The organism is Glycomyces sp. NPDC047010 (assembly GCF_040644205.1).
Taxonomy (GTDB): Bacteria; Actinomycetota; Actinomycetes; order Mycobacteriales; family Micromonosporaceae; genus Glycomyces.
Window position 1 is genome coordinate 153221 of record NZ_JBEYVY010000012.1, and the last position, 18068, is coordinate 171288.

18 protein-coding genes are annotated in these 18068 nt (G+C 73.1%); 12 read left to right on the top strand and 6 right to left on the bottom strand.

Annotated elements, in window-relative coordinates:
* Positions 1 to 75: 75 nt before the first annotated feature.
* From AB0A65_RS22865 to AB0A65_RS22890, 6 genes are read left to right on the top strand one after another with little or no spacing between them, the layout of a single operon-like run.
* On the top strand, positions 76 to 1137 hold the full coding sequence (locus AB0A65_RS22865; protein ID WP_359954185.1) for an ABC transporter substrate-binding protein: 1062 nt from the start codon (positions 76 to 78) through the stop codon (positions 1135 to 1137).
* A complete protein-coding gene (locus AB0A65_RS22870) occupies positions 1134 to 2009 on the top strand; it encodes a siderophore-interacting protein (protein WP_359954187.1) in 876 nt (291 codons plus the stop codon). Before AB0A65_RS22865 ends, AB0A65_RS22870 begins: the two co-directional genes overlap by 4 nt.
* Positions 2006 to 3034 carry an iron chelate uptake ABC transporter family permease subunit gene (locus tag AB0A65_RS22875; RefSeq protein WP_359954189.1) on the top strand — a complete coding sequence of 343 codons (1029 nt, stop codon included), beginning with the start codon at positions 2006 to 2008 and terminating at the stop codon, positions 3032 to 3034. Before AB0A65_RS22870 ends, AB0A65_RS22875 begins: the two co-directional genes overlap by 4 nt.
* The gene (locus AB0A65_RS22880; protein ID WP_359954191.1) at positions 3031 to 4062 is read left to right on the top strand and encodes an iron chelate uptake ABC transporter family permease subunit; all 1032 of its coding nucleotides are present in this window, start codon (positions 3031 to 3033) and stop codon (positions 4060 to 4062) included. Before AB0A65_RS22875 ends, AB0A65_RS22880 begins: the two co-directional genes overlap by 4 nt.
* On the top strand, positions 4059 to 4847 hold the full coding sequence (locus tag AB0A65_RS22885) for an ABC transporter ATP-binding protein (protein WP_359954193.1): 789 nt from the start codon (positions 4059 to 4061) through the stop codon (positions 4845 to 4847). The genes AB0A65_RS22880 and AB0A65_RS22885 overlap by 4 nt, the downstream gene beginning before the upstream one ends.
* Positions 4848 to 4898: 51 nt before the next feature.
* A complete protein-coding gene (locus AB0A65_RS22890) occupies positions 4899 to 5393 on the top strand; it encodes a hypothetical protein (protein ID WP_359954195.1) in 495 nt (164 codons plus the stop codon).
* Here AB0A65_RS22890 and AB0A65_RS22895 read toward each other — a convergent pair.
* Entirely contained in the window at positions 5369 to 6160 is a 792-nt protein-coding gene (locus tag AB0A65_RS22895; protein ID WP_359954333.1) for an SDR family oxidoreductase, read from the bottom strand. The two genes, AB0A65_RS22890 and AB0A65_RS22895, sit on opposite strands and share 25 nt — an antisense overlap.
* Before the next feature lie 49 nt (positions 6161 to 6209).
* Positions 6210 to 7691, bottom strand: coding sequence for a class II fumarate hydratase (locus tag AB0A65_RS22900; RefSeq protein WP_359954197.1), 1482 nt, complete (start codon positions 7689 to 7691; stop codon positions 6210 to 6212).
* A gap of 233 nt (positions 7692 to 7924) precedes the next feature.
* Between AB0A65_RS22900 and AB0A65_RS22905 the strand changes: the two genes are divergently transcribed.
* The 3 genes from AB0A65_RS22905 (at position 7925) to AB0A65_RS22915 (ending at position 11864) form a co-directional block, all read left to right on the top strand.
* Positions 7925 to 9610 (top strand): cellulose binding domain-containing protein, encoded by a 1686-nt coding sequence (locus tag AB0A65_RS22905; protein ID WP_359954199.1) that lies wholly within the window; start codon positions 7925 to 7927, stop codon positions 9608 to 9610.
* Between the two features lie 253 nt (positions 9611 to 9863).
* Entirely contained in the window at positions 9864 to 11093 is a 1230-nt protein-coding gene (locus tag AB0A65_RS22910; RefSeq protein ID WP_359954201.1) for an MFS transporter, read from the top strand.
* Between the two features lie 39 nt (positions 11094 to 11132).
* A complete protein-coding gene (locus AB0A65_RS22915; protein ID WP_359954203.1) occupies positions 11133 to 11864 on the top strand; it encodes a GNAT family N-acetyltransferase in 732 nt (243 codons plus the stop codon).
* On the opposite strand, the gene AB0A65_RS22920 is transcribed toward AB0A65_RS22915, so the two are convergent.
* Entirely contained in the window at positions 11861 to 12283 is a 423-nt protein-coding gene (locus AB0A65_RS22920) for a MerR family transcriptional regulator (RefSeq protein ID WP_359954205.1), read from the bottom strand. The genes AB0A65_RS22915 and AB0A65_RS22920 overlap by 4 nt on opposite strands.
* A 27-nt stretch (positions 12284 to 12310) precedes the next feature.
* Here AB0A65_RS22920 and AB0A65_RS22925 point away from each other — a divergent pair, with 27 nt between their 5' ends.
* The gene (locus AB0A65_RS22925) at positions 12311 to 13069 is read left to right on the top strand and encodes an MBL fold metallo-hydrolase (protein ID WP_359954207.1); all 759 of its coding nucleotides are present in this window, start codon (positions 12311 to 12313) and stop codon (positions 13067 to 13069) included.
* A 4-nt stretch (positions 13070 to 13073) separates the two neighbouring features.
* Here AB0A65_RS22925 and AB0A65_RS22930 read toward each other — a convergent pair whose 3' ends face one another.
* A complete protein-coding gene (locus AB0A65_RS22930) occupies positions 13074 to 14264 on the bottom strand; it encodes an ROK family protein (protein ID WP_359954209.1) in 1191 nt (396 codons plus the stop codon).
* A gap of 56 nt (positions 14265 to 14320) precedes the next feature.
* Between AB0A65_RS22930 and AB0A65_RS22935 the strand changes: the two genes are divergently transcribed.
* Both AB0A65_RS22935 and AB0A65_RS22940 read left to right on the top strand, forming a co-directional pair.
* Positions 14321 to 14956 carry an HAD-IA family hydrolase gene (locus AB0A65_RS22935; RefSeq protein WP_359954211.1) on the top strand — a complete coding sequence of 212 codons (636 nt, stop codon included), beginning with the start codon at positions 14321 to 14323 and terminating at the stop codon, positions 14954 to 14956.
* Positions 14946 to 16283, top strand: coding sequence for an MFS transporter (locus AB0A65_RS22940; protein WP_359954213.1), 1338 nt, complete (start codon positions 14946 to 14948; stop codon positions 16281 to 16283). The genes AB0A65_RS22935 and AB0A65_RS22940 overlap by 11 nt, the downstream gene beginning before the upstream one ends.
* 68 nt (positions 16284 to 16351) lie before the next feature.
* Here the strand turns inward: AB0A65_RS22940 and AB0A65_RS22945 are convergent, their stop codons facing one another.
* Together AB0A65_RS22945 and AB0A65_RS22950 are read right to left on the bottom strand one after the other, a co-directional pair.
* Complete coding sequence (locus AB0A65_RS22945) at positions 16352 to 17353, bottom strand: TerC/Alx family metal homeostasis membrane protein (RefSeq protein ID WP_359954215.1); 1002 nt, start codon at positions 17351 to 17353, stop codon at positions 16352 to 16354.
* Between the two features lie 113 nt (positions 17354 to 17466).
* Positions 17467 to 18003: a hypothetical protein gene (locus AB0A65_RS22950; RefSeq protein ID WP_359954217.1), complete on the bottom strand. Its 537-nt coding sequence runs from the start codon at positions 18001 to 18003 to the stop codon at positions 17467 to 17469.
* Between the last annotated feature and the right edge of the window lie 65 nt (positions 18004 to 18068).

The window sequence follows — 18068 nt, forward strand, 5'->3', positions numbered from 1 at the left end:
TGTTGTGCAGGGCATGTTGCGAGGAGCGTTCACGCTGCTCTAAGGTAAGGCTTACCTAATGCAGAGGAGCCCGCCTTGACCCCCCGTACCACCCTGCGCCCCAGGGCCGCCGCGATCCTGGCGAGCGCCGCCGGGCTGATGATGGCCGCCTCCTGCACCACCGACGCGCCCGCCGCCGAGGAGGACGCCGCCGAGCGCGAGGCCCAGGTCAGCGAGCAGTGCCAGGACGCCGTGGTCCCCGAGCTGCCCGAGCTCCCGCCCGTCGCCGAGGGCACCGGCACGCAGACCGTCGCCAGCGGGTTCGGCGACGTGGACCTGCCCGTCGCCCCCGAGGCCGCGCTCGGCATGTACACCACCGACGTCGACATCCTCGTCTGGCTGCGCTACCCCCTCGCCGCGAGCCAGCCGATCCGCGGCGACGCCGGGTACACGACGTTCCCGTGCTTCTTCCCGCAGGAGGCGCTCGCCGACGTCGCCACGTTCGCGAACTACCCCGAGTACGACTACGAGTCCGTGCTCCTCGCCGAGCCCGATTTCATCCTCAACGGCCTCGGCTACGACCCCGACGTCGTCTCCCGCCTCCCCGAGATCGCCCCGACCTACAGCGTCGACGCGTTCGACGGCCGCCCCTGGATGGAGCACTTCGAGGAGACCGCCGCCGCCCTCGGCCGCACCCAGTACTTCGAGGAGTGGAAGACCCTCTACGACGAGCGCATCGCCGAGGTCCGCGCGAAACTGGACGACCCGGCCGGGATCACCGTCGCCCCCGTCGGCTACTGGGAGGACCAGTTCCAGACCGGCTGCTACGCGGGCGTCGAATGCCAGGTCTTCGAGGACCTCGGGCTCACCGTCGCCCCGACCTCCCTCGCGAACGACCGCGAAGGCGAGGCCCTCAGCGGCGAGACTATCGGGAAGATGGACGGCATCGACTACGCGTTCATGATCCGGAACACCGGCGAGGAGGGCGACGCGCAGTTCCAGCAGCTCCTGGACGACGCCGCGCAGAACCCCCTCTGGGCCGACCTCGACTTCGTGCCGGGCGACGGCATCGTCGGCTACGAGATGGAGATGACCTTCGGCTCCCCCAGCGGGCAGCTCGCGTTCCTCTCGGTCGTCGAGCAGGCGCTCCTCGGATGAGCGGCATGAGGGTCATGCACGCCGAGGTCGTCGCCGTCGAGGACCTCTCGCCCGTGCTGCGGCGCATCGTGTTCGGCGGGCCGGGCCTCGCCGGGTACCCGACCAGCGGCGTCGGCGACGAGTACGTGCGCGTCCTGTTCCCCCTCGGCGGCGAGGAGCGGCCCCCGCTCCCCGAGGTCGACGGGGACGACATCGATTACTCCACAGTGGACGGCGATCGGCTGCGCACCTACACGGTCCGCGGCGTCGGCGAAGGCACCGTCACCATCGACTTCGTCGTCCACGACGGCGGCCTCGCCGCCGGATGGGCCCGCGCCGCGACAGTCGGGGACGTCGTCGGGATCAACACGCCCAAGCCGCTCTACGACCCGCCCGCGGGCCTCGAATGGCAGGTCCTCGCCGCCGACAACGCCGGACTCCCCGCGGCCCTGCGGATCGTGGAGCTCACGCCCCCGCACGTCGCCACCAGGCTCGTCCTCGAAGTCGCCGACGAAGCCCACAAAGTGGACGTGCCCGAGCACCCGAAGCTGGAGACCACGTGGGTCCTCGGCGGCAACGGGCACGCCCCCAGCTGCCTCGACGAGGTCGTCCGCGGCCTCCCCCGCCCCGACGGCACCGGGTACGTCTGGGTCGCCGGGGAGACCAGGGCCCTCCGCGGCGCCCGCAAGCACCTGCGCCGCGAACTCGGCCTCCCCGCCACCGCCTACAAGGCCCTCGGGTACTGGACGGTCGACGCCGAGCGGTGGCGCGAGCGGTACGCCGCCCTCGACGACGCCACCCGTGAAGAGCTGCAAGCGATGTGGGCCACCGACGAGGACCCCGAGGCCGTCGCCGACGCCTACGAGGACCGCCTCACGGCGCTGGGGCTATGACCACCACTGAAGCGACAGTCGAAGCATCGCCGCGACGGCGGCGGCGGGCCCTCGGGCTCGCCGCCGCCGCGGCCGCACTCGCCCTCCTCGTCGTCCTCAGCCTCGTGTTCGGGTCGAAGCCGCTGCCGCTCACCGACGTCGTCACCGCCCTCGGCCGCGACAACGGCGACGCCCACGTCATCGTCGTCGGCCAGCGGATCCCGCGGACGGTCCTCGCGATCGTCGTCGGCATCGCCCTCGCGGTCGCCGGGGCCCTCATGCAGGGCCTCACCAGGAACCCCCTCGCCGACCCCGGGCTCCTCGGCGTGTCCGCGGGCGCGGCGCTCGGCGTGGTCCTGGTCGTGCGGGCCGTCCCCGGCGCCGACCACCTGCTCCAGACGTGGGCGGCGTTCCTCGGGGCCGTCGTCACCGCGTGCGCGGTGTTCGTCATCGGGTCGATGGGCGGGCGCGGCCGTTCGCCCGTGACGCTCGTCCTCGGCGGGGTCGCGCTCGGCGCGGTCCTCCAAGGGATCGCGTCCACAGTGGTGCTGCTGAACCGGGACGCGTTCCTGACGATGCGGTCCTGGCAGGCCGGGTCCGTGGCCGACCTGGGCTGGCCCGCGGTGGGGACGATCGCGCCGTTCGTCGCGGCCGGGCTGCTCCTCGCGGCCGTGGCCGCGCGGGGGCTCAACGCGACCGCGCTCGGCGAGGACCTCGCGACCGCGCTGGGCGGCAACCAGTGGCTGACGCGCATCGCCGTCGTCGGCGCCGTGACGCTGCTGTGCGGGTCGGCGACCGCCGCGGTCGGCGTCGTGTGGTTCCTCGGCATGATGGTCCCCCACATCGCCAGGTGGATCACGGGGCCGGACCAGCGGTGGATCCTCGCGTACAGCGTGCTCCTCGGGCCGTGCCTCATGGTCGCGGCCGACGTCCTCGGGCGGGTCGTGGTCATGCCCGACGAGATCCCCGCGGGCGTCGTCACCGCCGTCATCGGGGCGCCCGTGCTCATCAGTATGGTGCGCAGGAAGAAAGCGAGCGGCCTGTGAGGCGCTACGTCGTGCTCCGCGCGGGCGGGGCCTACTCGTCCCGGTCGCTCCTGCGGGTCGCCGCGGTCACCGCTGCCCTTGCGGCCGTGACGATCCTGGCCGCGGTGGTCGCGCTCGGGCTCGGCGAGATGCGGGTGTCCGCAGTGGACGTGGTCCGGGCGCTCGCAGGGGACGCCGGGACCGCGGTCGAGACGGTCGTCGTCCAGTGGCGGCTGCCGCGGGTGCTCCTCGGCGTCGTCTTCGGCGCCGCGCTCGGCCTCTCCGGCGCGATCTTCCAGTCCCTCACCAGGAACCCGCTGGGGAGTCCCGACGTGATCGGGTTCGACTCCGGCGCCTACACGGGCGCGGTCGTGTCGATCATCGCCGTCGGCGGCACCGCCCTCGTCATCCCCTCCGCGCTCGCCGGGGGCATCGCCACCGCGCTCGCGGTGTACCTCCTCGCGTACCGGCGCGGCGTCCACGGGTTCCGGCTCATCGTCGTCGGCATCGCCGTCACCGCGCTCCTCGGCTCGGTCAACACGTACCTGATCCTCAAGGCGAGCCTGTGGCAGGCGCAGATGGCCGCCGTGTGGGGCGCCGGGAGCCTCAACGGCCTCGACTGGGCCGACGCCCGCATCGGCACGGCCGTGGTGCTCGCGCTGGTCGTGCCGCTCCTGTGGCTCGGGCGGCGGCTGCGGATGCTCGAACTCGGCGACGACGCCGCCGCCGCGATGGGCGTCGCGGTCGAGCCGGTGCGGCTCGCGCTCGTCGTCGTCGGCGTGTCCCTCTCCGCGGTGGTCACGGCGCTCGCGGGTCCGATCCCGTTCGTCGCGCTCGTCGCGCCGCAGCTCGCGCGCCGCCTCGCCCGCGCGCCGGGCGTGCAGCTCGTGCCCTCCGCGGTCATGGGCGCGTTCCTGCTCGTCACCTGCGACATGGTCGCGCTCAACGTCCCGCCGATCGCGCTGCCGGTGGGGCTCATGACGATCATCCTCGGCGGCGCCTACCTCGTCTGGCTGCTCGTCGCGCAGTCGCGGAAGGAATTGCGATGACCCTCGAAGCCGCGAACGTCACGTTCGGCTACCGCGACCGGCCCGTCGGCACCGGCCTCGACCTGGCAGTCGAACCGGGCTCGTTCACCGCGATCGTCGGCCCCAACGCATGCGGGAAGTCCACGCTCCTGCGCGTCCTCTCCCGGCTCCTCAAACCCACCGAGGGCGCGGTCCTGCTGGACGGCAAGGCCATCGCGCACCAGCCGTCGAAGCAGGTCGCCAAGCGGCTGGGACTGCTCCCCCAGTCCTCGATCGCACCGGACGGGATCACCGCGCAGGACCTCGTCGCCCGCGGCCGCTACCCGCACCAGACCGCCCTGCGGCAGTGGAGCCGCGCCGACGAGGCCGCCGTCCGGGAGGCCATGGCCGCCACCGGGACCCGGGACCTCGCCGACCGGCTCGTGGACGAGCTCTCCGGCGGCCAGCGCCAGCGCGTGTGGGTCGCGATGGTCCTCGCGCAGCAGACGGAGCTGCTCCTGCTCGACGAGCCGACGACGTTCCTCGACATCGCCCACCAGATCGAGCTGCTCGACATCTTCGCGGGCCTGAACGACGAGGGCCGCACCGTGATCGCGGTCCTGCACGACCTGAACCAGGCCGCGCGGTACGCGTCGCGGATCGTCGCGATGCGCGACGGCGCGGTCTACGCGGAGGGGACCCCGGCGGAGGTCATCACCGAGGCGACCGTGGAGGCCGTGTTCGACCTGCCGTGCAAGGTGGTGCCGGACCCGGTGTCGGGGACGCCGCTGGTGATCCCGCTCGGGCGGGCGCGGCGGGGCGCTTGAGCGCGCTATACCGTTGAGGGGACCCGCCTCACGCCTGCCCGGAGGACCCCCATGGACGAGCCTGCCCTCGCCGACCTGCCCGGATCGACCCGTGCGGCCGTGCTGACGCTGTCGGGGCTGTGCGGGGTCGGGCTGGTGTGCGCGTTCGTCCTCGGGTTCGCGCTGGTGGCGCTCGCGCAGGCGCGGGCGGGCGGGACGGCGGTGCCCGCGGGGGCCGGGCCGGCGCTATACCGGTTCGCGGCGGGGACGGCGGCGTTCGCGGTGTGCCGGGGCGCGCTCGCGGCGATGATCGTGCGGCGCAGCAACACTGCGCGGAAGCTCGCGGGGCTGCTGGAGGCGGCGGCGATCGCTCTGGGGTTGTTGTCGTGGTACGGCGGGCCCGGGTTCGAGGGGCCGCGGGTCGGTTCGCTGGCGGTGACCGCGGACGCGGCGTCGTGGTTCGGGGCGACCGCGGGGATCGCGGTGTCGCTGGCGGTGGTGCTGCTGCTGTGGTCGCGCGGTTCAGAGGCGTGGTGCTCGGGTCAGGGGATGATCGAGTCGACGTAGCCGCCGTCGACGCGGACGGCCGCGCCGGTGGTGGCGGACGCGAGCGGCGAGGCGAGGTAGGCGACGAGGTTCGCGATCTCCTCGGGTTCGATGAGGCGGTGCAGGAGCGACTGGGGCCGGTGGACGCGCATGAACTCGCGCTGCGCCTCGTCCCACGGCAGGTCCTTGTCGACGAGCTGGTAGACGAAGTCCTCGACGCCGCCGGTGTGCGTGGGCCCTGCGATCACGGCGTTGACGGTGGTGCCGGTCCCGGCGGCGGTCTTCGCGAAGCCGCGTGAGACGGCGAGGAGCGCGGTCTTGCTGGTGCCGTAGTGGATCATCTCCTCGGGGATGACGATCGCGGAGTCCGAGGCGATGTTGAGGACGCGGCCCCAGCCGCGGTCGGTCATGCCGGGCAGGTAGGTGCGGATGAGGCGCACCGCGGAGAGGACGTTCACCTCCCAGTAGCGGCGCCATTCGTCGTCGGTGATCGCCAGTGCGGGCTGGGCGCCGAAGATCCCGAGGTTGTTGACGAGGACGTCGACGGCGGGGAGGGACTCGGCGAGGACGGCGGCGCCGTCCTCGGTGGCGAGGTCGCCGGGGGCGGCGAAGTAGTCGCCGCCGGTCTCGGCGGCGAGGCGCGCGACGGCCTGGTCGACGGTGGCGGGGTTGCGGCCGTTGACGCCGACGCGGGCGCCCGCGGCCGCGAGCCGTATGGCGATGGCCTCCCCGATGCCCTGGGTGGAGCCGGTGACGAGTGCGGTCCTGCCGTCGAGGTCGATCGCGATCATGGCGCCGACTCTACCGGCGGGCCGGTGGCCTTGGGCCGGTTCGGAGTCAGCGGCCGGGGTCCGGGAGGCCGGGGTCGGGGAGGCCCAGGTCGCGGAGCGGGTCGCCGACCATGGTCGCGGGGTCGACGATCCGGTCGAAGTCCGCGGCGTCCACGCCGAGGCCGATCGCGGCCTCGCGGAGCGTGGAGCCCTCGTGGTCGGCCTTGTGGGCGATCGCGGCGGCCTTGTCGTACCCGATGTGGGGGCTGAGGGCGGTGACGAGCATGAGCGAGCGGTCGACGTACTCGGCGACGGCCTTCCGGTCGAGCTCGATGCCCTCGACGGAGTGGAGACGGAGCGTCCCGCACACGTCGCCGAGGATGCGCGCCGAGTGGAGCACGTTCTGGATGACGATGGGCCGCATCGTGTTCAGCTCGAAGTTCCCCTGCGCGCCCGCGGCGGCGACGATGGAGTCCTCGCCGATGACCTGGAGGGCGACCATGACGGCGGCCTCCTGCTGGGTCGGGTTGACCTTCCCGGGCATGATCGAGGAGCCCGGCTCGTTCTCGGGCAGGCGCAGCTCGTGCAGGCCCGCGCGCGGGCCGGAGGAGAGCCAGCGCATGTCGTTGGCGGCCTTCATGAGGGCGACGGCGACGCCGCGGAGCGCGGCGCTGACGGCGACCATCCCGTCGAGGGAGCCCTGGGCGGCGAACTTGTTCGGGGCGGTGACGAGCGGGAGGCCGGTGAGCTCGGCGAGCTTCGCGGCGATGGCCTCCCCGAAGTCCTCGGGGGCGTTGATGCCGGTGCCGACGGCGGTGCCGCCCGCGGCGAGTTCGCATACGGCCGTGAGGGACTGCTCCAGGCGGGCGGCGGCGGCGCGGAGCTGCGCCTCCCAGCCGGACCACTCCTGGCCGACGGTGAGGGGCGTGGCGTCCTGGAGGTGGGTGCGGCCGATCTTGACGACGTCGGCCCAGCGGCGGGCCCGGTCGCCGATGGCGGCGGCGAGCGCGAGGACCTGCGGGAGGGTGCCGTCGCGGACTTCGAGGAGCGTGGCGACGTGCATCGCGGTCGGGAACGTGTCGTTCGTGGACTGCGCGAGGTTGACGTGGTCGTTGGGGTGGACGGTCCGGTCGCGGCCGAGACCGCCTGCGAGGAGCTGGCTGGCGCGGTTGGCGACGACCTCGTTGACGTTCATGTTCGACTGGGTGCCGGACCCGGACTGCCAGACGTACAGGGGGAACTCGTCGTCGAGGGCGCCTTCGGCGACCTCCTCGCAGGCGTGGACGATCGCGGCGGCGAGGTTCGGGTCGAGGCGCCCGGCCTCGGCGTTGACGAGCGCGGCGGCCTGCTTGACGATCCCGTAGGCGCGGTAGAGGGCGACGGGCATGCGGTCGTCGCCGATCGCGAAGTGCTGGAGGGCCCGCTGGGTCTGGGCGCCCCAGTAGTGCTCGGCGGGGACGTCGACCTCGCCCATGGCGTCGGTCTCGACGCGGGTGCCGGTGGCGCCGGTGCCGATCGGGAGGTCGTGGTCGGCCTTGGGGAACGGCATCGTGCACCTCGCGCTGACGGGTCGCCGCACGGGGCCCCGCACGGGGTGCCGATCCTACCCCGCGGAGCGGCCGCCGCACGTTGTGTATCGAAGTCGGTCAATGTATCCTGTTGGGACCCTCACGGAAGTTCCACTGGAAGTTTCGGCATGAGCGGTCCCCTGTTGACGCCGGCCCCCCGGGCCGCCCCACACCGTCGATGATGGACCCGCCCCTGGTCAGACAAGGACTGGCAATGGCATCATCGATCGCGCCCGGCTCCGCGCCGCCCTCCCCCGACCCGCTCGTCCCCGATCCGCACACCCGTCGCCCGGGGCGCTCCCGGCACCGCCGCAGGCTGCGGTTCGCACTCGTCGCCCTCGCGTCGGTCGCCCTCGCCTCGGCGCTCGCGCTCTCGACCCGGTTCAGCGCGGAGGCGCAGGTGCAGGCACTGTCCGAATGGGACGGCGAGAACTGCGCCGTCACGATCCCCGGCAGCTGGGCCTCCAGCTCCCTCCTCCCCGACCCGTTCACGAAGATCGACGGCACCCGCATCACCACCCGCGACCAGTGGGAGTGCCGCCGCTCCGAGATCAAGGAGCTCGCCGAGCGCACCGTCTACGGCGACAAGCCGCAGCCCGACTCGGTCACCGGCACCGTGACCTCCTCGCGGATCACCGTCAACGTCAGCGACAACGGCCGCTCCACCAGCTTCTCCGCGACGGTGCAGCTGCCCAGCGGGACCGGGCCGTTCCCGGCCGTCATCGTCTACGGCGGCTTCGGCGCGGACACCCAGACGATCCTGTCGTCCGGGGCCGCGGTCATCAACTACGACCCGGGCGCGGTCGGCGCCGAGGGCACGCCCCGCAGCAACAAGCAGGGCGCGTTCTACACGCTCTACGGCGCCACCAGCTCCACGGGCGTGCTCATGGCGCAGGCGTGGGGCGTCAGCCGCATCATCGACGTCATCGAGCAGTCCGGCGGGTCGATCCTCAACAACTCCACCGGCGTCACCGGGTGCTCCCGGTACGGCAAGGGCGCGTTCGTCGCCGGGGCGTTCGACCAGCGCATCGACCTGACGATGCCCATCGAGTCCGGCTCGGGCGGCGTCGGGGCCATGCGGTCCATCGCCCAGGAGTCCGGTTCGCAGCCGCTCAGCAGCGCCTACGGCGAGCAGCCGTGGCTCGGCGACGCGTTCAGCGCCTACACCGGCAACCCGGCCGGGCTCCCGGTCGACACCCACGAGATCGTCGGCATGATCGCCCCGCGCGGCCTGTTCATCATGGACAACCCGCACGTCGAATGGCTCGGCGCGCGGTCGGGCGCGGTCGCGGCCCTCGGCGGCGCCGAGGTGTACAAGGCGCTCGGCGCCGGGTCGAACATCTCGTACCACTCGAACGTCGCCGACGGCACCCACTGCGCCGTCCGCAGCGAATGGCGCACCCCGCTCCAGCAGTCCATCAACGCGTTCCTCAAGGGCTCCGGCACCCCGCCCGGCGTCATCACCATGCACCCCAACAAGTCCGCGAACCTCTCCCAGTGGCGCAGCTGGACCACCCCGACGCTCGGCAACGGCAACCCGGGCTCCACGACGACCCCGGCCGAGACCACGACCCCGCCGGAGACGACCCCGCCGCCGACCGGCTCGGGCTGCACCGCCCGCGTCGAGGTGGCGAGCACCTGGAACGGCGGCTGGCAGGGCAACGTCCACGTCACCGCCGGAGGCGCCGCGATCACCGGCTGGCGACTCACGTGGACGTGGGCCGGGAGCCAGCGCATCACCAGCTCCTGGAACGCCGCGGTCACCAGTTCCGGGGCCACCGTGACGGCCGACGACGTCGGCTGGAACGGCTCCATCGCCAGCGGCCAGACCCAGAACGCCTGGGGCTTCATAGCCTCAGGCACCAGCACCACCCCGACAGTGACCTGCACGGTCACCTGACCCGACACCCACCCGGCGGGGTCCGGGGCGCAACCGCCCAGGACCCCGCCCACCCACCCGCCCCACCGGGCGATGTCGTACCCGCCGGGCACTGTTGATCCGGGGGCGCCCGGCGGCGTCACCCGATCTGAGCTGCCCTCCGGCCGCCTCCCCGGCCCCGCGGCGGCTACTTACCGGCCGACCGGCTCGAATCCGTCACATCCGGCTCCCGCGATGTGAGCCGTGATCACCACTCCTTGGTACGTTCGCGAACGTGTCCGAGCCTGCCCAGTCGACGATCAGCATGCGGCGCCTGTTCGTGCCGATCTACGGCCCGACCGTCCTGATCTCCATCGGCATGGGGGCGGTCGTCCCGCTCATCGCGCTCTACGCGCTCGACCTCGGCGCCAGCCTCACCCAGGCCGCGATCATCGTCGGCCTCATCGGCTTCGGCCAGCTCACCGGCGACCTCCCCGCCGGGTCCCTCGCGCAGCGCTTCGGCGAGAAGCCCGTGCTCCTCGCCGCCTGCGTCGTCGAGGCCGGCGCGCTCCTCGTCGCCTCGCAGACCACGTCGCTGCTGGTCGTCTCCGCGTGCGTGTTCGCCATCGGCCTCGCCTCGGCCGTGTTCGGCCTCGCCCGCCACGCCTACCTCTCCGAGGCCGTCGCGATCGCCTACCGCGCCCGCGCGCTCTCGACCCTCGGCGGGACGTTCCGCATCGGCTCGTTCATCGGCCCGTTCGTGGCCGCGGCCCTCATCGCGCAGTTCTCGATCGGCGCGGCCTTCGCGTTCGCGGCCTGCACCAGCCTCGCGGGCGGCCTGCTCAGCCTCCTCCTCCCCGAACTCCCCGGGGACGGCGCCGGGCGCAAGCCCGCACCCGAGGCCGAACCCGAAGCGCGCCTGAGCCTCTGGCAGGTCATCCGCGACCACCGCAAGGTCCTCGCGCACCTCGGCTCCGGCGTCTTCCTCATCATGATCGCCCGCGCCTCGCGCACCGCGATCATCCCGCTCTGGGCCGCCTACCAGGGCCTCGACGCCACCACCACGAGCATCATCGTCGGCATCTCCGCGGGCGTCGACATCCTGCTGTTCTACCCCGGCGGCGCGATCATGGACCGCTTCGGCCGCATGTGGGTCGCCCTCCCCGCGATGCTCGTGATGGGCATCGGGTTCCTGGTCCTGCCGCTGGCGGACACGGCGGTCCTCATCGGCGTCGTCGCCTGCGTCATGGGCCTGGGCAACGGCGTCTCCTCCGGCATCGTCCTCACCCTCGGCTCCGACGTCGCCCCCGACCGGGGACGACGCCAGTTCCTCGGCGGCTGGCGCCTCTGCGCCGACCTCGGCAACGTCGCGGGCCCCGGCCTCATCAGCCTCGTCGCCCTCGCGTTCCCCCTCGGCGCCGCCGCGGTCGCCCTCGGCCTCATCTCCTGGTTCGGCGTCGGCTGGCTCGCCAAATGGGTCCCCGTCTACGACAGGTCCCGCGACGCCGTCCCCGCGAAGGTCTGAGGCCGGAAATCCGCTTGGGCCCGATGGGAGGATCGGGGCATGCTGACCGCACGCGCCAGATCGCTCTGGCAGACCGTCGCCTCTGCGCCCGTGACGTTCCCGGCGACCGGCGTCCAGGTCGTCGCCTCCCCCGGGTCGCGGATGTGCCCGCCCGGATGGGCCGGGATCGTGGCACTGGACGGCTCGGCGATCGCGACCGTCCCGGCAGCGCACGCGGTCGCGCCCGTGCAGCACGCACTCGACGGGATCGCCGCCGCATCGCTCACCGAGCCTGCGGCCCTGCGGGCGGTGCTGCCGGTCGGAACGGTGCTCGGCCCCGCGACGCTGGCGTACGTCTCGCCGGAGACCTTCATCCCGGCCGAAACCGGCGCCGTCGAGCGGCTCGCCCCCGGCCACCCCGATCTGAAGGCGCTGCTTGAGTCGGCGAACACCGACGACGCCGACGAGAGCGGCATCGACGAGATCACCTCCGCGGCGTTCACCGTGCGGGAGCACGGGAAGGTCGTCGCGGCCGCGGGCTACCGGAGCTGGCCCGCCGCGACCGCGCACCTGTGCGTGCTCACCGCCGAGGCCGCCCGCGGCCGCGGCCTCGCGAAACTCGTCGCCAGCGCCGCAGTGGACGACGCCCTCGCCGCCTCCCTCCTGCCGCAGTGGCGCGCCCGCCCGGCGGCCTCCCGCCGCGTCGCGCGGGCGCTCGGCTTCCGGGAACTGGGGAGCCAGCTGAGCGTCGCCCTGGACCTCGACCGGCTCACGGCCCCCGACCGGGCCTAGGTCCCGCTGCCGCCCAACGGTTTCGGTGCCGGGACGGCGTCGGCGATGCGCTGCTGCGCGTGCTCACACTCGTGGAAGTCGCGCGGGCACGACAGGGCGTGCTCGATCAGGTCCTTCGCGGCCTGCGCGCGGGCGATCCGCCGCTCAAGGGCGCGCACGTGCTCGCGCAGCAGCTCGGGCCGGTCCATCGGGTTGTCCGTGGCGAGCAGCTCGCGCAGCTGGCGGAGCGTGAACCCGGCGTCCTTCGCCATGACGATGAGCGCGACCTGCGTCAGGTGCCCGGGACGGTACCGGCGCTGCCCGAGGGCGTCGCGGTCCGGCGCGAGCAGGCCCTCGGACTCCCAGTGCCGCAGCACATGCGCGGCGAGGCCGAAGCGGTCCGCCAGTTCGCCGATGGAGAGATCCGCGCTTGACTTCATGTGTACATTAAGCCCCACGCTGGCCACATGAACGAGTCAGAGAACCCCGTCGTCGCCGTCACCCGAGTCGCCAACGCCTGCACGCTCATCGAGATCGGCGGCCGCCGCATCCTCACCGACCCGTGGTTCACCGAGCGCTGGTACCTGCGCCGCGGCGAGCCCCTCGGCCTGCGCATCGAGGAGGTCCCGCCGGTCGACGCGGTCGTCGTCACCAGCTTCGCCGCCAACCACTGGGACCTGCGGGCCCTGCGCGCCTACCCGCACAAGGCGACCACGCCGGTCCTCACCGCCGCCGACTTCATGGCCCGCCGCACCCGCGGGCTCGGCTACCCGCGCGCCGAGCGGATCGACTGGGGGACGGTCCGCGAGCTCGGCGACGGGCTGAGCATCGAGGCCGCGCCCGCGGGACGGCTCATGCGGTGGCGGCACAACGCCTACGTGATCTCCGCGGGCGGGCGCCGCGTCTACTTCGGCGGCGAGATCCGCGACGTCGCGCTGCTCCGCGAGTACCGGGCGCACCGGCCCGCGGTCGACGTGGCGCTCCTGCCGACCAACGGCCTCGCACCCGTGGTCGGGCCGCCGCTGGTCATGGGCCACCGGGAGGCCGTCGAGGGCGCGAAGGCGCTGGGCGCCAAGGCGCTCGTCGCCGTCCACGACGCCCACGCGCACGACCCGATGTCGCTGGTGTTCCGGCGCCACGGGTCCGCGGCCGAGGCCGAGCGGCTGGCGGCGCCGGGGCTCGACGTGGTCGTGCTCCCGCCCGGCCGGCGCTGGACGCTCGCGTAGCGGGTCAGCCGAAGCGGGCGGCCGTCCACTCGCCGATCGACTGCTCGGTGAGCACCACGTCGAAGGCCGCTTCGGCCGCGCCGAGGAGGAACGCGTCCGGGCCGAGTGCCGAGGCGATCAGCGCGGGCGGGTCGTCGCGGCGGAAGCCCATCAAGCCCGCCTCGAACGCGGCGGCGAAGGGGCCGGGGGCCGCGCGGCGCAGCTCGGGGGCGAGGCCGCCGAAGGAGACCACCTCGGGGTCGAGGATGTTCGCGAGGCCCGCGGCGCCGTGGCCCAGCGACGCGGAGCACTGCTCCACGGCCGCACGGGAACCGGGGTCCACGAGGGCGTCGATGAGGTAGGCGCGCGGGTCGTCGGGTTCGGGGCGGCCGAGCAGGCGGGCGACCGCTCGGCCGTCGACCGCGACGTCCCAGCAGCCGGTCGCCCCGCACGGGCACGGCACCGCCGGGTCGCCGAAGGGCGCGTGCCCGAACTCGCCGCCCGCGCCCGTCGCGCCGGTCACGGCGAACGCGTGGTCGACGAACACGCCGCCGATCCCGACCTCGATCGTCAGGTACAGGACGGACTTGCCGGGGTGGGCGAGGCGTGCCTCCGCGAGCCCGGCGAGGGTCGCGTCGTTGCCGATCACCTGGGGCACACCGGGAAGCAGCGGCGCGACCTCGACGTCGCGCCAGCCGAGCACGCTGGACTGGCCGATGCGCCCGCGCCGGACCGTGGCCGCCGCCGAGACCGAGACGGCCCGGATGCGCGAGCCGTGCCGCGCCGCGATGGCCTCCACGGCCTCGCGGACGGCGGCGAACACCGGTTCGGGACGCTTGGAGCCGTGGCGGCCGGTGGCCGGTTCGCTCAGGGTCCCTTCAAGATCGGCGACGGCGACGCGCCATTCGGCCTGGCGGATGTCGACGACCGCGACGAGCGGGCCGTCCGGGTGGGCGTGGAGCGTGCTCGTGGGTCGGCCCCGGCCCGTGGGCGGGGCGGGGTGCTCGGCGATGAGGTCGAGGGCGCGCAGGCGCGAGCTGATCTCGGTCGCGGTGCCGCTGCCGACCCCGAGGACGCGGGCGGCCTCGGCGCGGGTGACGCCGGGGCGGGCGCGCACCAGGCGCAGGAGGTCGAGCGCGCCGCTCCAGCGGGCGGCCTCGGCACGTCCCACTTTGATGGGTCCGGAGTCCGGGTCCGATGATCGGGCTTGCGCCATGCCACCTCCAGCGTTTATCCTCGCGCTACGAGTTTAAATGATCCCCGGAGGGCTTCATGCGAAGCTACAGCAACCCCGCGGCCGTCCTGTTCGACATGGACGGCACCCTCGTCGACTCCGACGGCGCCGTCGTGCGCGCCTGGGCGGCCTGGGCCGCCGAGTACGGCGTCGATCCGCAGGTCGCGCTCGCCGACCCGCACGGCAACCCGAGCCCGACCACGATCGCGCGCCTGCGCCCCGACCTCGACGCCGGCGGCATCGCGCGGGCCTCCGCATGGCTCGCCGACTACGAGAACACCGACCTCGGCGGCGTGGCGGCCGCGGTCGGCGCCCACCGGCTCCTCGCGGTCCTGGAGCGCTCCAGCACCCCGTGGGCGGTCGTCACCAGCGCCGACACCCGGCTCGCGAAGACGCGCCTGGCCGCGGCGGGCATCGAAGCACCCCTGCTGGTCTCGTTCGACGACGTCGAGAACGGCAAGCCCGACCCCGAGGGCTACCTGAAGGCCGCGAAGGCCCTCGGCACCGACCCCTCCGACTGCCTCGTGGTCGAGGACTCGGCCCCCGGCCTGGCCGCGGGCCGCGCCTCCGGCGCGATGACCGCGGCGCTCCGGGGCCTCGAAGGCGATGTGTCCCTTGCGGACCTGGGCGAACTCGCGGACCTGCTGGAACTGCGGGCCCTCGATGGGGACTGAGACCGGAACGCGCGCGACGGACCGCGCGGGCGAAGACGCGCACGGCGGTGCGGTCGTCGGGCCGACCGGCAGCGCAGGCGAGCTCGGCGTGGACGGCTCGACCGCCGGCGCCGGCACATCGGACGGCGCAGGCGACGGCACCTTCGACGACCCGGCCGACAGCTCTGCCGAGCGCCGCGCGGACGGCGCAGCCACCGGCCCCGGTGGCACCGACAGCGCACCCGAAGACCTCGCCGACAGCCCCGTCGACCCCGCAGTCGGCCGCGTCGTCGCGTTCGCGCAGATCGGGCTCGGGTTCCTCGTCTCCTCGTTCGGGCCCTACCTCGCCGGGATCGCCGTCGAGCTCGACCGCCCCCGCGGCGAGCTCGTGTGGCTGACGATGATGTTCGGCGCGGGCCTCGTGCTCGCCGCCGCGATCGGCCCCGCCGTGCTGCGCACGGGCGCCGGGCTGGTCATGCGGGTCGCGTGCGGGGTCATCACCGTGGGCGCGGTGGCGATGGCCGTGACGCCGGACCTGCGCATCGCCGGGCCCGGATCGGTGCTCGTCGGCGTCGGCTGCGCGGCCATCGCGCTCGCCACGCCCTCGCTGCTGCGCGGGCCGGGCGCCGCCAAGCGGATCGCGCTCGCGGTCGGCGTCTCCAGTGCGGCCGGGGTCCTCGCGCCGCTCGCGTTCGGGGCGTTGGAGACCGCGGGCGTGGCGGGCCGGTGGGCGCTGCTCGCGGCGGTCCCGGTGCTGCTGACGGGGGTCGTGCACCGCACGGTCCGGGGCGTCGGGGAGGCCGCGGTCGAACGCGGCCACGTGCCGGTCGGCCCGGCGTCGCTCGGATGGCTGCGGATCGTCCTCAGCGTCGGCTGCGAGTTCTGCTTCGTGGTGTGGGGCGTGGCGCGGCTGGTGGACACGGGCGTGCCGCTCGGCACGGCGTCGGCGCTCGGCGCGAGCTTCGGGATCGGCATGGCCGCCGGGCGGCTCGTCGGGACCAGGTTCGTGGACCGGTCCTGGGCCGTCGGTGCGGCGGTCGCGGTCACCATGGCGGGCACCGTGGTCGTGTACCTCGGGCAGGACCCGGTGACCGTGACGGTCGGCATCGCCGTGGCCAGCCTGGGCATCGCTCCGCTGTACCCGATCATGCTCGGGAGCCTGGTGAACATCCCGGGCCTGACGTCGCGCCACTCCGCGTCCATCGGATCGCTCGCCTCCGGCACGGCGATCCTCGCCGCACCCGCGGCGCTCGGATGGCTCGACGGCCAGATCGGGCTGCGGGAGGCGTTCCTCCTGCCGATCCCACTGCTGCTCGTACTGCTGCTGCTGACGAGACGCGCCCGCTGAAACGCGGAAGGCCCCGGATCGTGCATCCTATATCCTATAGGATGCACGATCCGGGGCCGTAAGTGTCCTTACTGCTCGGGTTCCTTCTTCTTGGTCGCCGAGAGCGATCCGGCGTGCGCCTTCTCGTCGGGGTTGCCGCGGGTCTTGAGGAGGCTCGCGACCGTGACGATCACGAGCACGCCGATCACGACGCCGAGGCTGACCGGGGTGGAGATCTCGGGGATCGACGTGTTCACGTCGACGTGCGCCCAGTGCATGATCAGCTTCGCGCCGATGAACAGCAGGATGAGCGAGAGCCCCAGCGACAGGTACACGAGGCGGTCGAGCAGGCCCTTCACGAGGAAGAACAGGGCGCGCAGGCCCAGGAGCGCGAACGCGTTCGCGGTGAAGACGATGTACGCCTCCTGCGTGACGCCGAAGACCGCGGGGATCGAGTCGAGCGCGAACAGCAGGTCGACCGAGCCGATCGCGATGAGCACGATGAACAGCGGCGTGACGACGCGGCGGGCGCCCTCCTTCGCGAAGAGCTTGCCGCCGATGTAGTCCGCGGAGACCGGCAGGAACCGGCGCGCGCCGCGGACCATGAGGTTCGACTCGACGTCGGGGTCCTCGTCTCTGTGGCGGAACAGCTGGATCGCGGTGTAGACCAGCAGCAGCCCGAAGATGAGGAACATGAACGAGAACGAGTTGATGAGCGCCGAGCCGAGCGCGATGAAGATGGCGCGCATGATGAGCGCGAGCACGATCCCGAACGTGAGGACCTTGTGCTGGTGGTGGTCGGGGACCGCGAACGTCGTCATGATGATGACGAACACGAACAGGTTGTCGACCGAGAGGCTCTTCTCGATGATGTAGCCGGCGAAGTACTCCGTCCCGGCGGTGTTGCCGTACTGCATGCCGAACCAGACGCCGAACAGCACGGCGATGGCGATGTAGATCACCGACCAGGCGGTGGCCTCCTTGAACCCGACGTGGTGCGGCCGCAGCGCTGCCAACAGCAGGTCCACCGCCAGCAGAACGACGATGAGTCCGATCGTCAATGCCCAGGTGAGTGGGCTGATATCGAGCACGCTACCTCCGTCAGATTGCCATCATCACGACTGCGGGTTGACATCACGCGCAGTGCCCCGAATCCTAACGGCAAACCTTGCCATCGGCCACGACTACCCCTCACGGGATGCGATCAGACGCGGTCGGTGCGGAACTCCTCCAGGGCGGCCGTCTGCTCGGCGGAGAGCGGGAAGTTCGCGTTGCGCGAGACGGGGTGGATCTCGGCCTGGTCCCAGTAGCGGGACGGGATGCCCGTGGCGACCCCGATGCGGCGCATCTCGGAGTGGAGCGTGTCGTACAGGCCCTGGGCGTCGAAGAGGTAGACGTGCTCGATGGACCAGGGCCGGTGGGCGCCCGCGGGGCCGCCGCGCGGGCCGGTCATGACCAGGTACGTGTCGAGGTCCTCGGCGTCGGTCATGTCGAGCATGCCCTGGTTGCGGGTGTAGTGCTTGATGTTGACGCTGCGCCCGGCGAGCGGGCCGGAGCGGAAGAACCCGTCGATGGCGCGGTCGGCGGTCGGTTCGAGCGCGATGTCGAAGACCTGCGCGGCGATCCAGTCGGAGAGGTGCCCGTGCGCGGCGGGGCGCCCGACCACGTCGGCGATGCGCTCGTCGATGGCGTTGCGCGCTCTGAGCAGCATGGCGATCGCTTTGATCTCGGCTGAGGACATCGGTGCTCCTTGTGACCCGTCCTCATCGTACCGAGCGCCCGCCGGGCCCGCCCGAATGCGGCCCC

Excerpts from the sequence above, each read along its gene's own strand:
- AB0A65_RS22870 (WP_359954187.1), top strand. The coding sequence starts at position 1,134 with ATGAGCGGCATGAGGGTCATGCACGCCGAGGTCGTCGCCGTCGAGGAC.
- AB0A65_RS22875 (WP_359954189.1), top strand. The coding sequence starts at position 2,006 with ATGACCACCACTGAAGCGACAGTCGAAGCATCGCCGCGACGGCGGCGG.
- AB0A65_RS22885 (WP_359954193.1), top strand. The coding sequence starts at position 4,059 with ATGACCCTCGAAGCCGCGAACGTCACGTTCGGCTACCGCGACCGGCCC.
- AB0A65_RS22890 (WP_359954195.1), top strand. The coding sequence starts at position 4,899 with ATGGACGAGCCTGCCCTCGCCGACCTGCCCGGATCGACCCGTGCGGCC.
- AB0A65_RS22900 (WP_359954197.1), bottom strand. The coding sequence starts at position 7,691 with ATGCCGTTCCCCAAGGCCGACCACGACCTCCCGATCGGCACCGGCGCC.
- AB0A65_RS22905 (WP_359954199.1), top strand. The coding sequence starts at position 7,925 with ATGGCATCATCGATCGCGCCCGGCTCCGCGCCGCCCTCCCCCGACCCG.
- AB0A65_RS22915 (WP_359954203.1), top strand. The coding sequence starts at position 11,133 with ATGCTGACCGCACGCGCCAGATCGCTCTGGCAGACCGTCGCCTCTGCG.
- AB0A65_RS22920 (WP_359954205.1), bottom strand. The coding sequence starts at position 12,283 with ATGAAGTCAAGCGCGGATCTCTCCATCGGCGAACTGGCGGACCGCTTC.
- AB0A65_RS22925 (WP_359954207.1), top strand. The coding sequence starts at position 12,311 with ATGAACGAGTCAGAGAACCCCGTCGTCGCCGTCACCCGAGTCGCCAAC.
- AB0A65_RS22930 (WP_359954209.1), bottom strand. The coding sequence starts at position 14,264 with ATGGCGCAAGCCCGATCATCGGACCCGGACTCCGGACCCATCAAAGTG.
- AB0A65_RS22935 (WP_359954211.1), top strand. The coding sequence starts at position 14,321 with ATGCGAAGCTACAGCAACCCCGCGGCCGTCCTGTTCGACATGGACGGC.
- AB0A65_RS22940 (WP_359954213.1), top strand. The coding sequence starts at position 14,946 with ATGGGGACTGAGACCGGAACGCGCGCGACGGACCGCGCGGGCGAAGAC.
- AB0A65_RS22950 (WP_359954217.1), bottom strand. The coding sequence starts at position 18,003 with ATGTCCTCAGCCGAGATCAAAGCGATCGCCATGCTGCTCAGAGCGCGC.